General features: G+C 42.2%; 12 protein-coding genes and 1 pseudogene. 3 read left to right on the top strand and 10 right to left on the bottom strand.

Annotation, left to right across the window (positions count from 1 at the left end; genetic code table 11):
- Positions 1-60 precede the first annotated feature (60 nt).
- A complete protein-coding gene (locus tag V5J77_RS04595; RefSeq protein ID WP_338554616.1) occupies positions 61-1,971 on the bottom strand; it encodes a response regulator receiver domain in 1,911 nt (636 codons plus the stop codon).
- The gene (locus tag V5J77_RS04590) at positions 1,968-5,111 is read right to left on the bottom strand and encodes a sensor histidine kinase (protein WP_338554615.1); all 3,144 of its coding nucleotides are present in this window, start codon (positions 5,109-5,111) and stop codon (positions 1,968-1,970) included. Before V5J77_RS04590 ends, V5J77_RS04595 begins: the two co-directional genes overlap by 4 nt.
- A 392-nt stretch (positions 5,112-5,503) precedes the next feature.
- Between V5J77_RS04590 and V5J77_RS04585 the strand changes: the two genes are divergently transcribed.
- Both V5J77_RS04585 and V5J77_RS04580 read left to right on the top strand, forming a co-directional pair.
- Positions 5,504-6,667: a DNA cytosine methyltransferase gene (locus V5J77_RS04585; protein ID WP_338554614.1), complete on the top strand. Its 1,164-nt coding sequence runs from the start codon at positions 5,504-5,506 to the stop codon at positions 6,665-6,667.
- A 447-nt stretch (positions 6,668-7,114) separates the two neighbouring features.
- Positions 7,115-7,296: pseudogene (locus V5J77_RS04580) on the top strand (IS5/IS1182 family transposase); the annotation flags it as partial.
- A gap of 87 nt (positions 7,297-7,383) precedes the next feature.
- Here V5J77_RS04580 and V5J77_RS04575 read toward each other — a convergent pair.
- The 5 genes from V5J77_RS04575 to V5J77_RS04555 all read right to left on the bottom strand — a co-directional run bounded on the left by V5J77_RS04575 (position 7,384) and on the right by V5J77_RS04555 (position 13,316).
- The gene (locus V5J77_RS04575; protein WP_338554613.1) at positions 7,384-8,013 is read right to left on the bottom strand and encodes a hypothetical protein; all 630 of its coding nucleotides are present in this window, start codon (positions 8,011-8,013) and stop codon (positions 7,384-7,386) included.
- 1,131 nt (positions 8,014-9,144) lie between these two features.
- Positions 9,145-10,701: a 23S rRNA (uracil(1939)-C(5))-methyltransferase RlmD gene (gene rlmD / locus V5J77_RS04570; RefSeq protein WP_338554612.1), complete on the bottom strand. Its 1,557-nt coding sequence runs from the start codon at positions 10,699-10,701 to the stop codon at positions 9,145-9,147.
- Positions 10,702-10,854: 153 nt separating this feature from the next.
- A complete protein-coding gene (locus tag V5J77_RS04565) occupies positions 10,855-11,772 on the bottom strand; it encodes a diacylglycerol kinase (RefSeq protein WP_338554611.1) in 918 nt (305 codons plus the stop codon).
- Between the two features lie 451 nt (positions 11,773-12,223).
- Positions 12,224-13,012, bottom strand: coding sequence for a CbiX/SirB N-terminal domain-containing protein (locus tag V5J77_RS04560; protein ID WP_338554610.1), 789 nt, complete (start codon positions 13,010-13,012; stop codon positions 12,224-12,226).
- 13 nt (positions 13,013-13,025) lie between these two features.
- Positions 13,026-13,316 carry a YerC/YecD family TrpR-related protein gene (locus V5J77_RS04555; RefSeq protein ID WP_046231556.1) on the bottom strand — a complete coding sequence of 97 codons (291 nt, stop codon included), beginning with the start codon at positions 13,314-13,316 and terminating at the stop codon, positions 13,026-13,028.
- A 341-nt stretch (positions 13,317-13,657) separates the two neighbouring features.
- Here V5J77_RS04555 and V5J77_RS04550 point away from each other — a divergent pair, with 341 nt between their 5' ends.
- Positions 13,658-14,227, top strand: coding sequence for a hypothetical protein (locus V5J77_RS04550; protein ID WP_338554609.1), 570 nt, complete (start codon positions 13,658-13,660; stop codon positions 14,225-14,227).
- 288 nt (positions 14,228-14,515) lie between these two features.
- On the opposite strand, the gene V5J77_RS04545 is transcribed toward V5J77_RS04550, so the two are convergent.
- The 3 genes from V5J77_RS04545 to V5J77_RS04535 all read right to left on the bottom strand — a co-directional run bounded on the left by V5J77_RS04545 (position 14,516) and on the right by V5J77_RS04535 (position 17,498).
- Positions 14,516-15,511, bottom strand: a complete 996-nt coding sequence (locus V5J77_RS04545) for an inorganic phosphate transporter (RefSeq protein WP_338554608.1) — start codon at positions 15,509-15,511, stop codon at positions 14,516-14,518.
- A 24-nt stretch (positions 15,512-15,535) separates the two neighbouring features.
- Positions 15,536-16,147, bottom strand: coding sequence for a DUF47 family protein (locus tag V5J77_RS04540; protein ID WP_338554607.1), 612 nt, complete (start codon positions 16,145-16,147; stop codon positions 15,536-15,538).
- 292 nt (positions 16,148-16,439) lie between these two features.
- Positions 16,440-17,498: a DUF3048 domain-containing protein gene (locus V5J77_RS04535; RefSeq protein ID WP_338554606.1), complete on the bottom strand. Its 1,059-nt coding sequence runs from the start codon at positions 17,496-17,498 to the stop codon at positions 16,440-16,442.
- Between the last annotated feature and the right edge of the window lie 159 nt (positions 17,499-17,657).

Below are 17,657 nucleotides of genomic sequence, written 5' to 3'. Positions count from 1 at the left end.
AGATTAAATAAAATACAAAAAAAGACTAGTTGTAAAAACAATCTAGTCCTTCTTACGTTTTCAGTCATTTGTAAAAACAAAGAAATTTCTCATACTAGAATCTTTCTTAAAAAATAATTCGTCAACTCCCGAGCGAGAATGATATGAAAGATACGAATTAATAATTTGCTGGCAATATGATTGTTCAAATCTATATGGTCTTGTATATGTTCTATAATTAGAAAAATTATTTTTGATATCAATAATCTCCGTTTTATAGAAATCCCATTTTATGCAAATTAAATCATTTGGAGAATCTGGTTTGGGAAGGACTGAGATATGCTGTCCTTCCTTTAAATTCTGAAATGAAGAATCCTTATCAATAATAGTACCACATATAAATTTCAAACTATATTCGACTTTAGTTGCCGGATTAAATGCATCGCAGCTTGGGCTAATGCATGCCAAAACTTTACTATTTTGTCCAAATAACAAATCCCCACTTGAAAAATAATTAATCAATCGTTCTCCACTAAGTGAATCTACTTCAGAAATGGAGACAGAATCGTAGGGGACGACTTTCATAATATCCACTAATTCTCTGACTGATTGTCTTATGTTTTGAGCCTTCGACCTAGAAGATAAGAGGAACACGAAAATAACAGGAATCAATGGCTCTAGGACCTTGAACATTTTCTCTTTAAATTTATTCCCGTACATCTTAACATACTCTTCTTTTATTTTTGAATCCACGCTCTCTAAACTTTCATGATACGGATGTTTCTCCAACTCTAACTTGGTTTTAATTATAAGTAAGTCTTCCATTACAAGTTCCTGGAGCTCATTAAATGGCTTCGTTTTAAATAGATCCAGTCTATCTAATAAATGTAGGTAACTTTGCCATTTTTCATATTCTACATGTTTCAATAGTCTTAGATAACTTACATTTATCTTCCCATTAGAACTATTTAACTTATGTTGACCACAAATATCATCAATATATTCATTTATAAATTTTAAAAATTCTTCTTGTTTCATCCGGCGAAGCTTTTGAATTTCCACTTTCCAATTATCAATAATGCTTTGAAGAATTATTGGGTTCAATTCGAGCGATTTGTATAGATGATTAGAAATCATTTTCGAAACAATTTGTGCATAATCATTTTGGCTGATCCCTGAAGAACTTAATTGCAAAATTAATGCATTATCAAACGGATATGAAAAACGTTGTAATATTAAAGCCGTCTGATCATTCATTTTATTAATAGCATCGAAAAAACCAAATGGAAAATAACCGTAATTTGAAATTATTTGCGAAATGAATGTCTCTAATATTTCTTCAGCGTTAAAACTTTGCTTATCGCAAATTAGAATCAAAGCATTATCCATTTTTATCAAATCATACTTTGTTCCTGTCTTACCTTTAATACTAACGGGAGGAAAGTTTTCATAATTTTCTTGCAAGCTATTTCTAGCTTTATCTGGAGATCGAGTATATATAACTATCATTTTCATTCTCTTTTTGTTATCAATAGCAAGGTTTAATATCTTAACAGTGGTCTCTCCTTCTGTAGAATCAAGTTCCCAATCTAAAATTGTAAGATGAGACATTTCAATTAGTCTAACCGCTTGATCTATTGATTGTGCTGATTCAAAATAATATGGACTCGCCTTACAACCTAATTGTTGAAATTCATAAAGTAGATCAAATGCGCTCGTATGATCACTCATATCCACAACAGAATTATCCTGGCGCAGTGTTCCTTCAATCTCTTGAGATTCAAACTGTCCAATATTTTTCCTCATAGGTCTTCTAAAAGATGGAGAAGCATCTTGTAATACACTTCCTTCGGCCCCCGCTGCTTGCTCCAGTTGAGTTATGTTTTTTTGAAAGAAATCTCTAGGGTTTATTAAAGCATCATCTATATAAACTATATCGGTAAAGTATTTAATTGCAATATTTTTCACATCTTCATTTAGCGTTGTTCTCATATTAAAGTCCCCACTTTATCAGCATCATTGAAAACAATTTCAAAACAAGCACCTTTCAATCGTCTCGATTCTGGACTCATTATTACGTTTATTTGATGATTTTGTGAGTCCAATACTTTTTTCACAATTGTTAGTCCCAGCCCTCTACCTTGAGGTCTTCCAGTAAAAAAAGGATCAAATATTCTTTGTGCCATGCGAGATGAAATACCTGGACCATTATCTTCTATATATATTGCATTTTTAAAAATATCACTTCTAAAGAGTATCAATTTCACATCTTGATTAAGAATCCAGTATATTGCATTATCTATCAAGTTAGAAAATACGGGATACACCTTAGACGGAGATAAACTGAGCATGAATTCCGGATCTATCTCATTAATTACTTCAATTTGATTTTTCTTAACTCTTGATTCAAAGAACGTAAGCATGTCACTAACAATTTCATAAACACTTATAGGTCTTTTTTTCAAGTTATAACTTCTATACATTGGTGAAAGTTGCGTATGTCTTGCTGATATCGCTTTAAAGCCAGATTCGATTTGATCAATCCAGTAACGTTGATTTTGATTTGCCCCTATCTTTAGATTTTTAATTGAATCATTAACATTAGTAAATAATTGATTAAACTCATGATTTACAATCTCAGCAGCCATCCCCATGTTAGCTAAATCAGCGTATATTTCATTTTCTCGTTCTAAAGCCGCAACTCTTTCGGATAAAGCACCTATTATTTTTGAATCTTCAGAACCTCCCCCGAAATTCTTGTTAAGTTTTTCGATAATTTGTTTTATTTCTTCATTAAAAACATGTTCAATATTATCAATTGCGTTGAGTAGTATTTGCCTTGGTTCAACATTAGATGCTTCTTCAATTTTAATTAGAATCTCTTCTAACTTGTTTGCTTCTTGTTTTAACTCACTTGGAATAATTGATAGAATTTCGTTTAGCTTTTCTTCAGCATTATCCAATTTTTTTTGTAATTCCTCATGCCATGTATTCGCTATTAAAATCAAGCGTCCTCTACAATCCATTAATACATTTTCTATTGTGACAGTCGATTCGACAGAGTTCTTCTTTTTATTCAGTTGTTCATCTATTGCTCCCACTAATTCAAAAAGTTGCCCTAGTATCATTTTTCTTATAAAATCAATTCTTTGTTTTGTAGAAATTACATATTTATCAAAATCCTTATTCAAATAATCAGAAACAGTTTTTTTCCATCTATCAAGTTTTGATTTAAACTGATTTTCTAAAACCTCATATGATATTCGAACTTTTTCTGATAATAAAGAAAAATACTCATCTACTCTAGTATTATGAAGATATACATCTTCCAGAAGTTCATCTTCAATATAAGCTATATATCTAGAATTGATGTCAACTGTGTAAGAATTCCTTCTTTCGTCACTCTCTTTATTGAACATACTAAACTGTTGTCGCAGTAATCCATATCTCTCAGACAAGACGCTGTATTTCAACTCTACTGGCATTTCAATAAATGTAAAAGAAGATTCTTTACTCATTTCTCTTTTTAGTGCGTTAGTTTTTTCTAAAAACTCCTTTTTAATTCTAAGAAACTCTTTTTTTCCATCAGATTTTTCTTGTTTGAGCATGCCTTCTTCCATCGTTTTTTTATCGTATTCAAGATTATTTCTACTAAGATAGGTAGATCTTAACTTTTTTGAATTTACTCTATTATCTGTAAGATAGTCGAATGCTATTTTCACTAAGAGATTTTGAATTGTATTTATAAAATAATAATATTGTTCATTTTCTAAAAGACCTTCACGGCTAGATTTGTCCTCAAGTTCAGGGTTTTCCTCTGAAGTAATTAGTATTTTTCCAAACATATTACGATGACTGAATAAATAATCCCCAGCATTTTTAGTACGTCTCATTTCTATATTAAGAAAATCATTCTCCGCATCACCATAGGGCAATACCCTTACTTGATCTCTAAATACCTTTATTCCTCCCGCTTTTTCTAATCTCTTCTCTAGCTTAGCTCGATCATCATCACTCAATGAACTATTCCTTTTCTTCATTTCAAAGTGGCATAATTCAAGTTTAAATTTTCCACAGTCTTTATTCAATGGATCAGAAATTCCATTTGTTATTGGAATCCCCTTACATAGTTGTTCATTGATTTCAGCAAGTATAGTTTCATCCGCTGAGGGAGATAAGATACTTCCAATGAACTTTCCTTTATCAATTACTCCTTTGATTTTAAGATCATAGATTTCATATAATTCTTCATCAAAGTCATAGGAAAACTCTATGGGTTTATTATCCGCATAGATTAGAACTTCAAACTCAGGATCAACAGATTTAAATGTATCAACAAACGTGCCTAATCTATCCCGCCTTGATTTTGAGATTAAATCAGAATCTTCCATATTAAAGTCGAAAACATCAATCCAGCGTTGTCTAAGATCCTTTACTACAAGGATGGTTCCCTGCCCTAAATCATCTAAGAAATCAATAATATTTTCCAAATGATCCCTTGGAGAGGTAAACTGGTCAATCTGCCTAGTGATTTTTTCGTGTAAAATTAAATACTTTTCCTTTACCCTACTCTCATCCTCAAACCATCCACTTAATTTCAAATTATCTTTCTGCATATATAATAATTCATTTATTGATTCATTAGAAATCAAATCTTCTTTCGGTTTATTTAACAGTAAAGGAATTGAAATATCATCTAAAAACAAATCTGTATTTTCAAATATATTCCAATTCAAATATAACGAATTCCAATTTTCATCCATTGATTTGGTAAACATTAAGAACTGTTCACCTAATGCCGCAGATGCCAAGCGTCCAATTCCCTTTTCGCCCATGAGAGTTCTTTTCTTTTTTCTTGATTTTTTTAATTTGGAATTCATTTTTTTTGAGTCAGTACCTATTACTAACCACTTTTCTAACAATTCCTGTTGAGTCATACCATGTCCATCATCATAAATAATTAAATATGGTGTTGAAGTTTGATTTAGTTTAAAATCTACTAATAAAGAATCTGCATCAGCATCAAATGAGTTTTTCATTAGCTCAATAAGTGCCGTAATATCATCTCTTATTTGCTTACGCCCTAATAGCTCAACAGCTCTTGCCTTCGTTCTAAACTTATTTAAGCTCATGATGCGAAGATGCCCCCCATCAAATTATACTCATACCCATACCTAGGACAAATCGCCTATTCCCATAATTAGTTTACCATTTATTCTAAAACAGTGGAATATTTATATGTCACTTTATCAATTATTTACCTTTGTTTTTTCAAGTAGTTACTCGTTCTTCTGACTCACATCTTAGCTAGGTCCGTAGTGTTATCAATAATGATTACTGATTATTCCCCCAATTTATCGCCTATAAAATCATTCAGACTTTCATACTCTTCTCGATTATTCCCTCATCTTAGATTTTAAAAACTATAATATAGATTTCAATGATTAATTCCCCCTTTTCATAGATGCATAATTTAAGTTACAATAGTGAGTTATAAGGATTGATTATATGGAGGGTTACTTCGTTGAAATATACGGCTATCGACTTATTTTCAGGGGCAGGTGGAGTGTCCGAAGCATTGAAGGAACATTTTAAAATAATTTGTTCTGTTGAATACGACAAAATTATTGCAAGTACATATTCATTGAATCATAATAAGGACCATCTTCTCATAAAAGATATACGAAAAATCAAGAAAAAGAAATTACTCAAAATCAAGAAAATGAATCTTAATGGCAGAAATCTTGATCTTCTTGTCGCTACGCCCCCTTGTCAAGGATTTTCCAGACATAGTAGAAAAAAAAGTTCAAATAGCACTGATGAGAGAAATAAACTAATTATGGAGATTATTCGAGTATCTAACCTGTTTGAGCCAAAATTTATTTTTTTTGAGAATGTAGACAATATTCTCAACTTTGAAATTTTCCATAAATTTCTTGAGGTAATTTGCAACTTAACAAATACGGGTCATAAAAGGTATGTGAACAGACCCTCTTATCAACTTCGTTTTGAAGTCGTGAATGCCGTTGACTACGGAGTACCTCAGCATAGAAAAAGACTTATATTAATCGGAAAAAAAATAGATATTTTCCCAAATATTGATTCCGTAATTATGTACAATTCTAAAGGAATACCATTTATAAAGAATCCACTCCCGTTGTGGCCTGAGAAAAAAACCGCTCCAACATTAGGAGAGTACTTAAAAAGTTTTAAATTGGCATCAATTAAAGCTGGGGAAACTGATCCTAACGATAAATTGCACAAATGTAGAAACTTATCGGAGACCAATTTGAAAAGAATTCAAAATACACCTAAAAACGGTGGTAGTAGATCAGATTGGGAGGCTACTTTAAATCTAGGATTAGAGTGTCACACTAAAAAGAATGTGAACTTTGGAGACGTATATGGAAGAATGAACTTTTTTAGTTATTCTCCTACTATTACGTGCGGCTGCTTAGCATACACCAAAGGTCGGTTTGGTCACCCGTTAGAAGATCGGGCAATAAGTATGCGTGAAGCAGCTTTAATCCAGACCTTCCCCGAGACATACAAATTCACTGGACGACTTGATGGCAAGCCAAACGAAGGTTCAACTGAGAATATTGCAACTCAAATTGGTAATGCCGTCCCAGTTAAATTGGCTAGTTCATTTATTAAGATGTTCTATGATGATTTAAAAAAATTTTAAAGTTACGTTGAGCCAACACTACAATCAATATCAAGAGTCAAAAAATACTTTTAGGAAGAAAGTTTATTTTCCTAAAAATATTCTACTACTGCCTTTAATGAGTATTTCCTCCCCATTAAATATATAAATAAAATAGAGTAGTACGTATACAGTAAAGGCTCCAGCATTTAAGCTGGAGCCTTTACTGTATTATCCTGATTAGTCAAAATAATCCTAAACCCCATTACCTGAACATCAACACAATAATTCACATGTCATGTATATCCCGCACTAACTTCAGAACATATTTTGAATGTGGGAACATATCACTGTTCCTCTTTTTCCCAATTGGGACAATGCTTATCTTCCCGATATAACCTTACCACGCACTCCACATGTGTTAAGTGATCGGCATGGACCAGATATACATTTCCTCCTCCCCTTTAGGCCCAAGTCTACCTTGAGCCAAAGCGGAGACCCGTAGTAGAACACGTAAATGCGTATCTCAAATTTTTTCAATTGAACGACTTGGGACGACCCGTACTGGTCAAAGGGCAAAACTACATTTTAACCTCGTTACCTTAGTCTACAACAGCATGAAGCTCTTCGTAGACCGTGTCAGCAAGCAACAAGACATGCAAACAGCATAAAAATACAAAGGCAACACCATCACATTGTGGACGTCTGTAATTTTTCAAGTCAATGCATTATGAAATTGAATCACCTAACGAAAACTATCATAACATATCTTCGGCAGGGTCAACTCTATACCAATGCTCTGAATTTCGCTTACACTCTAATGCAGGTACCCTTTTTGTAGTTTCACGCTTTTTTCTACCATCACTATACTGTACCTCCCTCCATTCCACTGGTTTATTATAATATTTCATCTTTCCCCCACATTGAGGACATTTATCAATATGTATTTTCTCTAATGTCAATCTTTTACCATAACCACTGATTGCAAAATTAAAAAACAGAGGGTACCTAGTTTGACTTTTGGCAATTCTCCTAAGACTGAGAAAAACCACAAATAAGATAATCAATATTACAAATATTATTAAATAAACCTGAATTTCAAAACCTAATGATGCCTTCGGAGTTCCATGAAAAACATTGAGACCATTTTTTACTATTTTACTACCAATAGGAAGCAACCCTCCAATTGAAATGGCACAGCTAATCCACGTTAAAACAGCCATAGTAAATGGGCTTCGCCATGCTGGTTCAGGCGTATATTTTGCCTCTTGAAGATAAGTATTTGGTACGTTGTTTATTATATCTCCTGCAGCAATTTGTGTTGGTCCATTAAAATTTGTCTTTTCATTAAAGTTATATTGATTAATATTTTTTTGATTTTCCCCCATATTTCCCTCACTTAGTTTAATTATTTTTTTTAAACTGTAATTCTTTATTTTATATTTTTTGAACTGCTAAGTTTGCAAAAACCATTAGTCTCCCGAGAGACTTATGCAGGTTTTTGGTTAATCTTTTCAATGATCTTAGGATAGATGTAAGAGCAACCTGTAGCACCCAATGAGATAGCTAGCAAGCGAATGTAGGCGTCCCAGCCGTCCTCCGTTTAGTCAATTATTTATTTAGAATGATAAAATACCCATGATTTTAGAATTACTTCTATAGACCCGGTACAAAGTCCTGCAAAATTCTACAAATTTATCTTTTAATTGCAACCGACGACAGTTTCGATTAGGACCAGCCGATCGCGTGGGACTTTGATCGCCTGATCGCAGTACTCGGTGTGCACGGTTTTTATTACCATAGTCGTTTCAACTGTTCTTGGTTTACTTTATTATGATCATAATGGGCATAATCCAATTGGGTGTCAATCTCCACTTTGGCCTCCAGTCCGTCCTTGAACACGTCCTTCATCGTGATTTAGATTTGCTCAATGTTCTAAAAAATGGCGGGTTCCACATCCTATGTAACCCCAGCCCCCATTTTCACTTAATCTTTTATAATACTTCATTTTGAATTTCATTGATTTATTATATCCAAGTACAGACTTCCGTTACTAAACCTATTTGATCAAAATTGGCAGTCATTTTATTTATATTAGAATCTGTAATGTGATTTAAAGCTTTGCTACAATTGGGCATACGGGCTAGTTCACTTTGTTGCTCAGTAATCTCTATAGCAATTTCAACACTCCATACTTTTCATTTCAAAAATTACAACTTTGATGTTTCACTATACGAACCTAATATCCTCCACAAAATTAGCAAAATCAGTACTAAAAAAAGATACTCGATTGAAGTTGCAGTATTGTTAAAATATCATATTATAAAACAAAAGCCCTCTCACAAAGGATTGGGCTTTTGATATAGGTAAAATGTGGATCCAATTACTACTCCCTAACCAACCACACACAGCACTCCACGTGCCATGTGCATGAAAAGAATATAATGTTTCCACACTCAACCTCACGACATTTTTTTGAATGCGGGAACATATCACTACTCCTCTTTTTCCCACGTGCATCAATGCTTATGATCCCTATATATCCCCACCACGCACTCCACATGTGTCGTATGCGGAAACATATCCACCGGCTGCACTTCAACCGTCCGATACCCACCATCCTCCAACACCCGCAAATCCCGCGCCAGCGTCGACGGATTACAGCTCACATACACGACTCTCTCCGGCTGCATCGCTAGAATCGTCTCCAGCAGCTCGGGATCGCAACCTTTACGCGGCGGATCGACGACGATGACGTCGGGCACAATTCCGCCCTCCTCACGCCAGCGCGGAATGACGACCTCGGCAGGACCCGCCTCGAACGTCGCATTCCCAATACCATTCAACTCCGCATTGCGCTTCGCATCCTCAATCGCCTCCGGCACGATCTCTACGCCGTACACGCGCCCAGCCTGCCGCGCTAGGAATAGCGATATCGTCCCGATCCCGCAATAAGCGTCAATGACCGACTCCGTCCCGGTCAGCGCCGCATACTCCACCGCTTTGCGGTACAAGGCTACCGTCTGCAGCGGGTTCACCTGATAGAACGATCTCGCCGATATCGCGAAGCGAATACCGTCAAGCTCATCATAAATAACGTCGCTGCCCCACAGCACCTTCGTCTCATCGCCAAAAATCACATTCGTGTTCCGCTCATTCACATTTTGAACGATGCTCGTCACACCTGGAAGCTCCTCACGAATGCGCTCCACCCAGCGCTCAGCCTGCGGCAGCTTGCGCACATTCGTCACAAGCACAACCATCATTTCACCCGTTACAAAGCCCGTACGCGCCATCACATGGCGCAGCACGCCGCGTCCGCTCTCCTCATCATATCCAGTTACGCCTAGCTCACGACCAATCGACTTCACTGCCCTCACGATCTCATCATTTCGATCATGCTGAATCAGGCAATCGTCCATATCAATGATCCTATGGCTGCCGCGCGCATAAAAACCAGCAATCAGCTTACTTTCCGCACCATCACCGTCATTAGCATGACCGCCCGTCATCATACCAATAGGCACCTGCGCCTTATTCCGATAGCGCCAAGGTTCGTCCATCCCAATCGTCGGATGTACAATAACGGCTGCGTCCGCCACTTTATTTTCCACAGAGCTGCCTACTTGAACCTGTGCCTGTGTCTGTAACTTCTCCGCTTCCCCAGCCACGCTCAGCTTGCCGATCCGCACGAGATTGTCCACCACATGCTGGCGTTTCCAGCTCAACTGGGCGTCATAGTCCATATGCTGAAGCTGGCAGCCGCCGCATTGCTTGTAAATATCGCATGGCGGCTCAACGCGGTCATCGCTCTCAATGAGTAGCTCCTGCAAGCGAGCATAGCCGTACTGTTTCTTCGTCTTCATGACCTTCGCGCGCACGCGCTCACCAGGGAGTGCGCCCTGCACAAAAAGGGTGTAGCCATCAGTACGGCCTACCCCTTCCCCGTCATGCGTCAGTCCGATAATATCGAGGATGACCTCTTCATTTTTGCTTACCGGCACATTTTCCGGCGGCTTCGACTGGGAATTGCTGCGCCCACGTCCGCCGCCACCTCTGTTATTCCTTCTGTTCATTGCTCTACCCGCTCCGCTCTATATCGCCATTAACGCAAGCAGGCCGCTAAGCGGCCAACTTTCTGCTCTTATTCTTTTTCACAAAATGACTCGCCATCATACACGAATCCCTGATCTATCCTATCCACTTCACGCTCACATAAATCCATTATACTACCGATAGGTCGACTCGCCCATCTCATCGGCAAAAATTCGCAAATGCGAGGGCAGCACCGAGAACGTAAACGGCAGCTTGCCGCCGTACTCGCCATCGAGATTGATCTGCACGTAGTCTGGCGTCGTGACCTTCATCTCATTCGTGCGGAAATGGATAATATGCGGATCATTCATATGCTCCCCGCGCAGCGCGAGCGACACGAGACGAATAAACTCCGCCAAATTGCATTTTCGCAGCAAAATAACGTCAAACAACCCATCGTCAAGCTTCGAGTCTGGTGCCAGCTTCTCAAACCCGCCAACCGAGTTACTGTTGCAGATGAGAAAAAGCATAAATTCCTCATGAAAATCGCCAACGCCTGCGGCCTGGATTTTCAGCTCCGTCGGGCTGAGGCGCGTCATTTTTTCCATGCCCTTCATATAATACGCCAGCTGCCCAATCATCGTCTTTAGCTTGCTCGGCACATCATACGTAAGCTCCGTCAACGAGCCGCCACCCGCAATATTGATAAAATAACGCTCATTCGCCTTGCCGACATCAATCGGGCGCGTATACTGCTGAATGATCAGATCGACCGCATATTCCCAATGCTTCGGGATGCCGAGCGCCCTAGCGAAATCATTCGTTGTTCCGAGCGGCAAAATGCCCAGCGGCGGCAAATTCGGCTTTTCCGCCAGCCCATTAATGACCTCATACAGCGTTCCGTCACCGCCCGCCGCAATGATCAGATCATAGCCGCGCTCCGCGGCCTCGGCTGCTGCAAGCGTCGCATCGCCCTCGCCTATCGTCGCGTGGCAGCTCGTCTCAATGCCGCCGCGCTCCAGCCGCTGCAAAATATCTGGAAGCCTGCGCTTCATTTCTTCCCTGCCGGAGGAAGGATTATAGATTAATCTTGCTCTTTTATATGCTGCCATCAGCGTGACCTCCAAGCCTTTTGCTATTTCTCATGTGTCGGTAGGCCTACCTATCGCCTTCGCGCATGCTTCATTCGTTGTATTTTGCTTTCCACTTCCAGCTATTCACGTTCCACTATTATACGTTTACCCGCCTACTCGGGTGTTCATTTCATTTACCAACTATTTATTTCACTCCAACTTTGCGTTATTTCACTCGAATTTCGCGCCTTTCGAACCACTTCACTACAATGCACTTCAATACGCTTCGCTATACTTCACTATGTTCCAATTTAATCCTCTTCGATTCAATCCACTACACTTCACTTCATCGTACTTCACTGTACTTCACTATATTTCAATCGAATCCTCTATACTTCACTACACTTCAATTCATTTCAATTCTATTACATTTCACTTTAATTCAATACACTTCGATTCACTTGACTTCCATCTATTCCATCCGTTCCGTCTATTCCATCCGTTCCACTCCCGCCAGCCAATCCACCATATTCCTTACCAGCCAGCGCTCAATCGCCGGATCAGGCAGCATCGGCCTACCGTTATAGCGGTACTCTAGTCCCGACAAGCGCTCCGGTATGACCTCATTCGTGAAATAGCCATTGCTCAAAAATAGCGGCACGACGATAACCGCTTCCTCCGGCCGTTCCACCTGCATGCCCTTCAACCGCTCTGCCGCCTGATCAGGCAGCAGCATCGCCGTTTCCGCGCGCGCGAAGCCTCCCAGCTCGCGAATACGCCCAGCTAGCGCATCCAAACCCTGCTGCCAGCGCTCATGGAACACCGGCTCCTTGCTGCCGTGGCCAATTAATAGCAGCGCTTCGCGGCTCGGCTCCTCGCTGAGCGGCTTCAAATTCTCCAGCAGCAGCTCAGCAATTTCCGGATCATCATTAATCGGCATTCCCATATGGACATGCGCGTTCACCCGAAACACGCCCAGATCGCCCTCAAAATCCGATATCGGCGCAAAGCCAAAGGCCTGTCCAATCTCATCAATATGCGTACTGCCCGATGAAATAAACAGCGGCAGCACATAAAGCTCCGTTACGCCCTGCGCCTCCAGCTCATCAATGCCGTCCTGAATGAGCCGTCCTTCTACAATTTCAAGAAAAGACGAATACACGGGCACCTCGGCCCGCTGCATCGTCTTTGTTGCCCGCTCTACTGCTTCATCTACAAGCCGCACCCACTGCGCATCGCGCGAGCCATGGCTTATGACGAGAATACCGGGTTTTCTCATAGCTTTCACGCACCTACCGTCCTAAACGTTCTAAAGCCATTTTATACCCGTCGTTGCCATAATTCAAACAGCGCTTCACCCGCGAGATCGTCGCTGTGCTCGCCCCTGTCTCCGCTTCAATCTGATTGTATGTGCTGCCCTTGCCGAGCATGCGTGCTACCTCCAGACGCTGCGACAGCGACTGAATTTCATTAACCGTGCACAAATCGTCAAAAAACACATAACATTCCTCAACGGATTTTAAAGTTAATATGGCCTCAAATAATTGATCTACTGCTTTATCGTTCAGCTTTTTGAGCTGCATGTTCTTCACTCCTCTAGTCTTCTAACCGGACTTCCAATGCTCACATTGTAGCTTTTTTACCCGTTTTTTTCAAGCATTACCGTATTCACGCTTTACAGAACAGAAGAGGAAACGCGGGACATCTGCCGTTATTTTTCTGCAAGACCCGTGACATTCGTCCAATCCTTACGTTTGCCTATGCCATAGACTAATACCAAGTGTACACCGCTTCAACGCCGCTCTGGCGGAGGAGCCCGCGCTTCACTGGAGCCGCTCTACACCACGCATCTCGCCCTCCACGGGCAGAGCCTTCCACGATGAAGCACGGCGATTTGACTATAAAAAATAAAAGGGTGATCAGCGTGAACTATCGCAACAATCCCGGCGGCTATCCCCAATATCCCCGCTACCCGCATGCTCAGCAGCCGCAGCATTTCCAGCACCGCAGCAGCCGCCAGGGGCCGAGCCAGCTCAGCCCCGCCGTTAACCATAACGCCAGCGTAGCCGGCTTACTGAATGAAAATGCGATCCCGGAGTTCCAGCCGCCGCTTCAAGCGGTTCAAGCCGTACAGCCGGAATCCCAAACCGTCGTCCCAGCTACCGCAGCCGAGCTTGCTGAAACCGTAGCACCTGCCAAAGGCGGGGCCTTCTCGCTCGCCAATTTAGGAGAGATTAAAGGCTTCGTCGACCGCATAGGCGGCATTGATGGGATTTTGTCGACCGTGACGAAGGTTCAGAAGGTCATGAGCAGCGTCTCCCAGATGGCTCCGCTTGTGAAGGTGATCATGGGCTCCTTTGGGAAAAAAGGGGCCGAGGATGACGCCGCCGATGACGTGGAAGAATTCGTCCCTAAACGCAAGCGCCGCAAATCCGGCAGCGGCTCAGCCACAGGCCCCGCCAACCGCAGACGCAGAAGAAAACGCCGGCGCTAAGGCCACAGACTGCGGAGAGCAGTCCCGCTATCCGGTCTGCCTTCACCGCCATGCGAAGCGGGCAGCGTCGTAAACTCGGCCTGACTTCACCGCCATGCGAAGCGAGCAGCGCCGTAAACTTGGCCTGCCTCCGCAGCAACAAATGTACGGTTACCGAAGCGCGTTCCTTCCCTTCTGCCAGCCGCAGGCGCTGCTGGCAGGAGCTCTATTTTTCACCATCTGCCCCTCCCCGCCCAACAAAAAAGCCCGCGTCCACCAACGGACCGGGCCTCAAAACGCTATGCAAGCTTAAATGAACAACCAATCTATTGCCCAGTAGACAGCCATTGCCATCAAAACCGTGATCGGAATCGTAATGACCCAAGCGACCAAAATCCGGCCCGCCATCGACCATTTCACGTTGGAGAAGCGCTTCGCGCTGCCTACGCCGAGAATCGAGGACGTGATAACATGCGTCGTACTTACAGGCAAATGCAGCACCGTAGCCGTCAAAATAACGGCAGCCGAGCCGATATCGGCAGCAAAGCCGTTGATCGGTTCGATTTTAAAAATCTTCGTGCCCATCGTCTTAATGATTTTGTAGCCGCCGACGGAAGTACCAAGCGCCATTGCGAGAGCTGCGGACAGCTTAACCCATAGCGGTACATCCAGATTATCCTGCACTCCCGCTGCAACGAGCGCGAATGTAATGATCCCCATCGCCTTCTGCGCATCATTCGTACCGTGCGAGAACGACTGGAAGGCCGCCGTTATAATTTGACTGAAGCGGAAGCCCTTGTTCACCTGATGCGGGCTCGATTTGGCGAAAATCCGCTTGAGCAGCCACATAATGATGAAGCCAGCCGTGAAAGCAATAAGCGGCGATAAAATGAGCGCCTTAACAATATCTGTAAAGCCCGATGCATTAATCGCGCCCATACCTGAACCTGCAATAACCGCACCGGCCAATGAGCCGATGAGCGCATGGGACGAGGAGGACGGGATTCCGAACCACCACGTAACCAGATTCCAAATAATAGCCGATATGAGCGCCGCGATAACGACTTCGACACCATTCGGCAAATCAGCCGGATTCGCAACGCCGCTTCCGATCGTTTTGGCTACCCCGGTAAACATAATCGCGCCGAGGAAGTTCATCACCGCAGCCATCATAATGGCAACGCGAGGCTTCAGCGCACGGGTCGATACCGAGGTCGCAATCGCATTCGCGGTATCATGGAAGCCGTTAATAAAATCAAAACTGAGTGCCAGAATGACAACCGTCCATAAAATATATGAATCCATTAGAGTTGACTCCCACTTTCCGCGTTAGCTATTGCGCATAATGATCGATTCCAGCGTATTGGCAACATCCTCGCAATAGTCGGTCGTTTGCTCCAGCATTTCATAAATTTCCTTGCGTTTCATCAGCTCAATCGGATCGTTAACGTTCGCGAACAAGCTTGTAATACATACGCGAAGCAAATCATCGGCTTGATTTTCCAGCTCATTGAGCGCAATGTTCGGCTCGCGAATAGCCAGCAGCTTCCTCTGCGTCAGCAAATAAATAGCCTTCTTGATCTGATGCGCGCAGCGCAGCAAAATGTCGCCAAACAGCTGAATGTACTCATCCTTTTCCTTGATGTTGTACATTTCGAAACGCGAAGCGCAAGCCTCGATTCCATCCAGCACATCGTCAAGCGAGGTCGTCAGCGCCATAATATCTTCTCGTTCAATCGGAGTGATGAACGTTTTGTTCAATTCCTTCAGTATCGTGTGAACATACTGGTCGCACTGGCTTTCGTATTCCTTCATCGTCTTGGCAAAAGTAGAGACATCGGACAAATCCGACAATCCGTTTGAGAAATATTCAACAGCAACTACGAGCGCATCGGCCATTTCTTCAAACGTTTTAAAGAAAATATCTTTTTTCTTGAACATCGTAATCCCCTTTACCCGGCTGGATGTTTTGTTTGGGCATTTTGTCGACCATTGTTGACCTTTGGTGGATAAGCCCAGAATATCTTAACACAGTTTACTTGAAAATTGTTAACGGAATATTAACGTTCATGAAAAAAATTTCTTTTTTTCACTCAACGCCGATCTCGCATTCATTTCCTCCGCTTTCCAAACAAAACGCTGCCTCCTAAAGAGACAGCGTCATAGCTAGCTATTATTGCGGACGCGGAAAGCACTCTTCACCTGCTAAAAGTGTTTCCAAGCCGCGCTTATTTTACCCATACATCACATGATCAGCAATGGATTTCGCGTTCGGAACAATGTGGAAAAAGGTTTTGCCCGGCACCAGAGCCAGCTCCTTGCCATCCTTCACGATCCGAATCATATTGTCCGGCGCCCGTACCCATGAAGCCTCTGTCATCCGGCCCTGCTGAAACAGCATCGCATCTCCACCCGATTGCAAATCGACCGAGAGCCGCCCCTCATTGTCCAGTGTCTTATGGCTTGCAGCGAGAACAACCAGATTAGCTGCCGCAAGCTGCTCATTATTGTTGAGGTCAATATGCGCTTCATCATTGATGGAACGCTTATATAGCTTGCTCGCCTCATCATAGGCATAAGAAACCTTGTAATCCTTTAGCGTAAAATGAATCGTGACCGCCGTCGCAGGCGCCGCCTTCTCCGCGGCGCCGTTCTCCGCGAACACATAGGCTGGCACCGCTGTATCCTGCTTGTAATTTTTCTTCTCCGCTCCGGAACGAAGCTTCTCCAGATCGGAATACAAATTATGCGGCGCTTTGCGCTCCTTGCTCCGCCAGAAGTAGGCGCCTGCATTCGAAATTTCATCCAAATACGGCTTCTTCTGCTGCTGCAAAATTGCATATGCATCATTGCTGCCGCCCGCATGGGCAAGCACAGCACCGTAGCTTTCGCCAATATTAATTAGATAAGGCCGAATGCTGCGAATCGGGCCAATCGAATCGGTTAAGGCGTCCGTGCTTTGGAATATGGCAACAAGCCTTGTAATACCGCCTTCCGCGAGCACCTCCCACACGACATCAGCATTCGACAAGCCCGATTGCGGGCGAGCCGGCTTCAGGTTGTTGATCATGACAGCAATCGGCCGCTCTAAAGCCTCTGTCTGCCGTCCAATTCCCGTTAGCGGCGCTTGATAGGGCAGTGCCCCCGGTGACACGCTAGGGCTTGGCAAAGCGCTTGGCTCTGGCGAAGCGGTTGGGACCGCTTCCCCTTTGCTGCCTCCCGCACAAGCTGCAAGCAGGACAAGCAGCAGCAAAATACTGGACGATAATCCGATTCTTTTTCCCAATTTCATGAATGATACCCGCCTTTATCCGTATGATCCAAGCAAAAATGACTTCTTCGTCCTTCTGGGACGAGCGAAGAGCTTTGCCCTTAGAAATATAGAGAAAGAATAACGAAAACATATACCTTCTTATATTTCAAGGTAAACCGGCTGTGGCCCTCCTTTAGA

It is taken from the genome of Paenibacillus sp. KS-LC4, assembly GCF_036894955.1.
GTDB lineage: Bacteria > Bacillota > Bacilli > Paenibacillales > Paenibacillaceae > Pristimantibacillus.
The sequence above is the reverse complement of the archived record's forward strand: the minus strand, read 5'-3'. Positions and strand labels throughout refer to the sequence as shown.

Bases quoted from the DNA above. Each gene is read 5' to 3' on its own strand.
- V5J77_RS04545 (WP_338554608.1), bottom strand. From the start codon at position 15,511: ATGGATTCATATATTTTATGGACGGTTGTCATTCTGGCACTCAGTTTT.
- V5J77_RS04540 (WP_338554607.1), bottom strand. From the start codon at position 16,147: ATGTTCAAGAAAAAAGATATTTTCTTTAAAACGTTTGAAGAAATGGCC.
- V5J77_RS04560 (WP_338554610.1), bottom strand. From the start codon at position 13,012: ATGAGAAAACCCGGTATTCTCGTCATAAGCCATGGCTCGCGCGATGCG.
- V5J77_RS04575 (WP_338554613.1), bottom strand. From the start codon at position 8,013: ATGGGGGAAAATCAAAAAAATATTAATCAATATAACTTTAATGAAAAG.
- V5J77_RS04595 (WP_338554616.1), bottom strand. From the start codon at position 1,971: ATGAGAACAACGCTAAATGAAGATGTGAAAAATATTGCAATTAAATAC.
- rlmD (WP_338554612.1), bottom strand. From the start codon at position 10,701: ATGAACAGAAGGAATAACAGAGGTGGCGGCGGACGTGGGCGCAGCAAT.
- V5J77_RS04555 (WP_046231556.1), bottom strand. From the start codon at position 13,316: ATGCAGCTCAAAAAGCTGAACGATAAAGCAGTAGATCAATTATTTGAG.
- V5J77_RS04565 (WP_338554611.1), bottom strand. From the start codon at position 11,772: ATGGCAGCATATAAAAGAGCAAGATTAATCTATAATCCTTCCTCCGGC.
- V5J77_RS04535 (WP_338554606.1), bottom strand. From the start codon at position 17,498: ATGAAATTGGGAAAAAGAATCGGATTATCGTCCAGTATTTTGCTGCTG.
- V5J77_RS04590 (WP_338554615.1), bottom strand. From the start codon at position 5,111: ATGAGCTTAAATAAGTTTAGAACGAAGGCAAGAGCTGTTGAGCTATTA.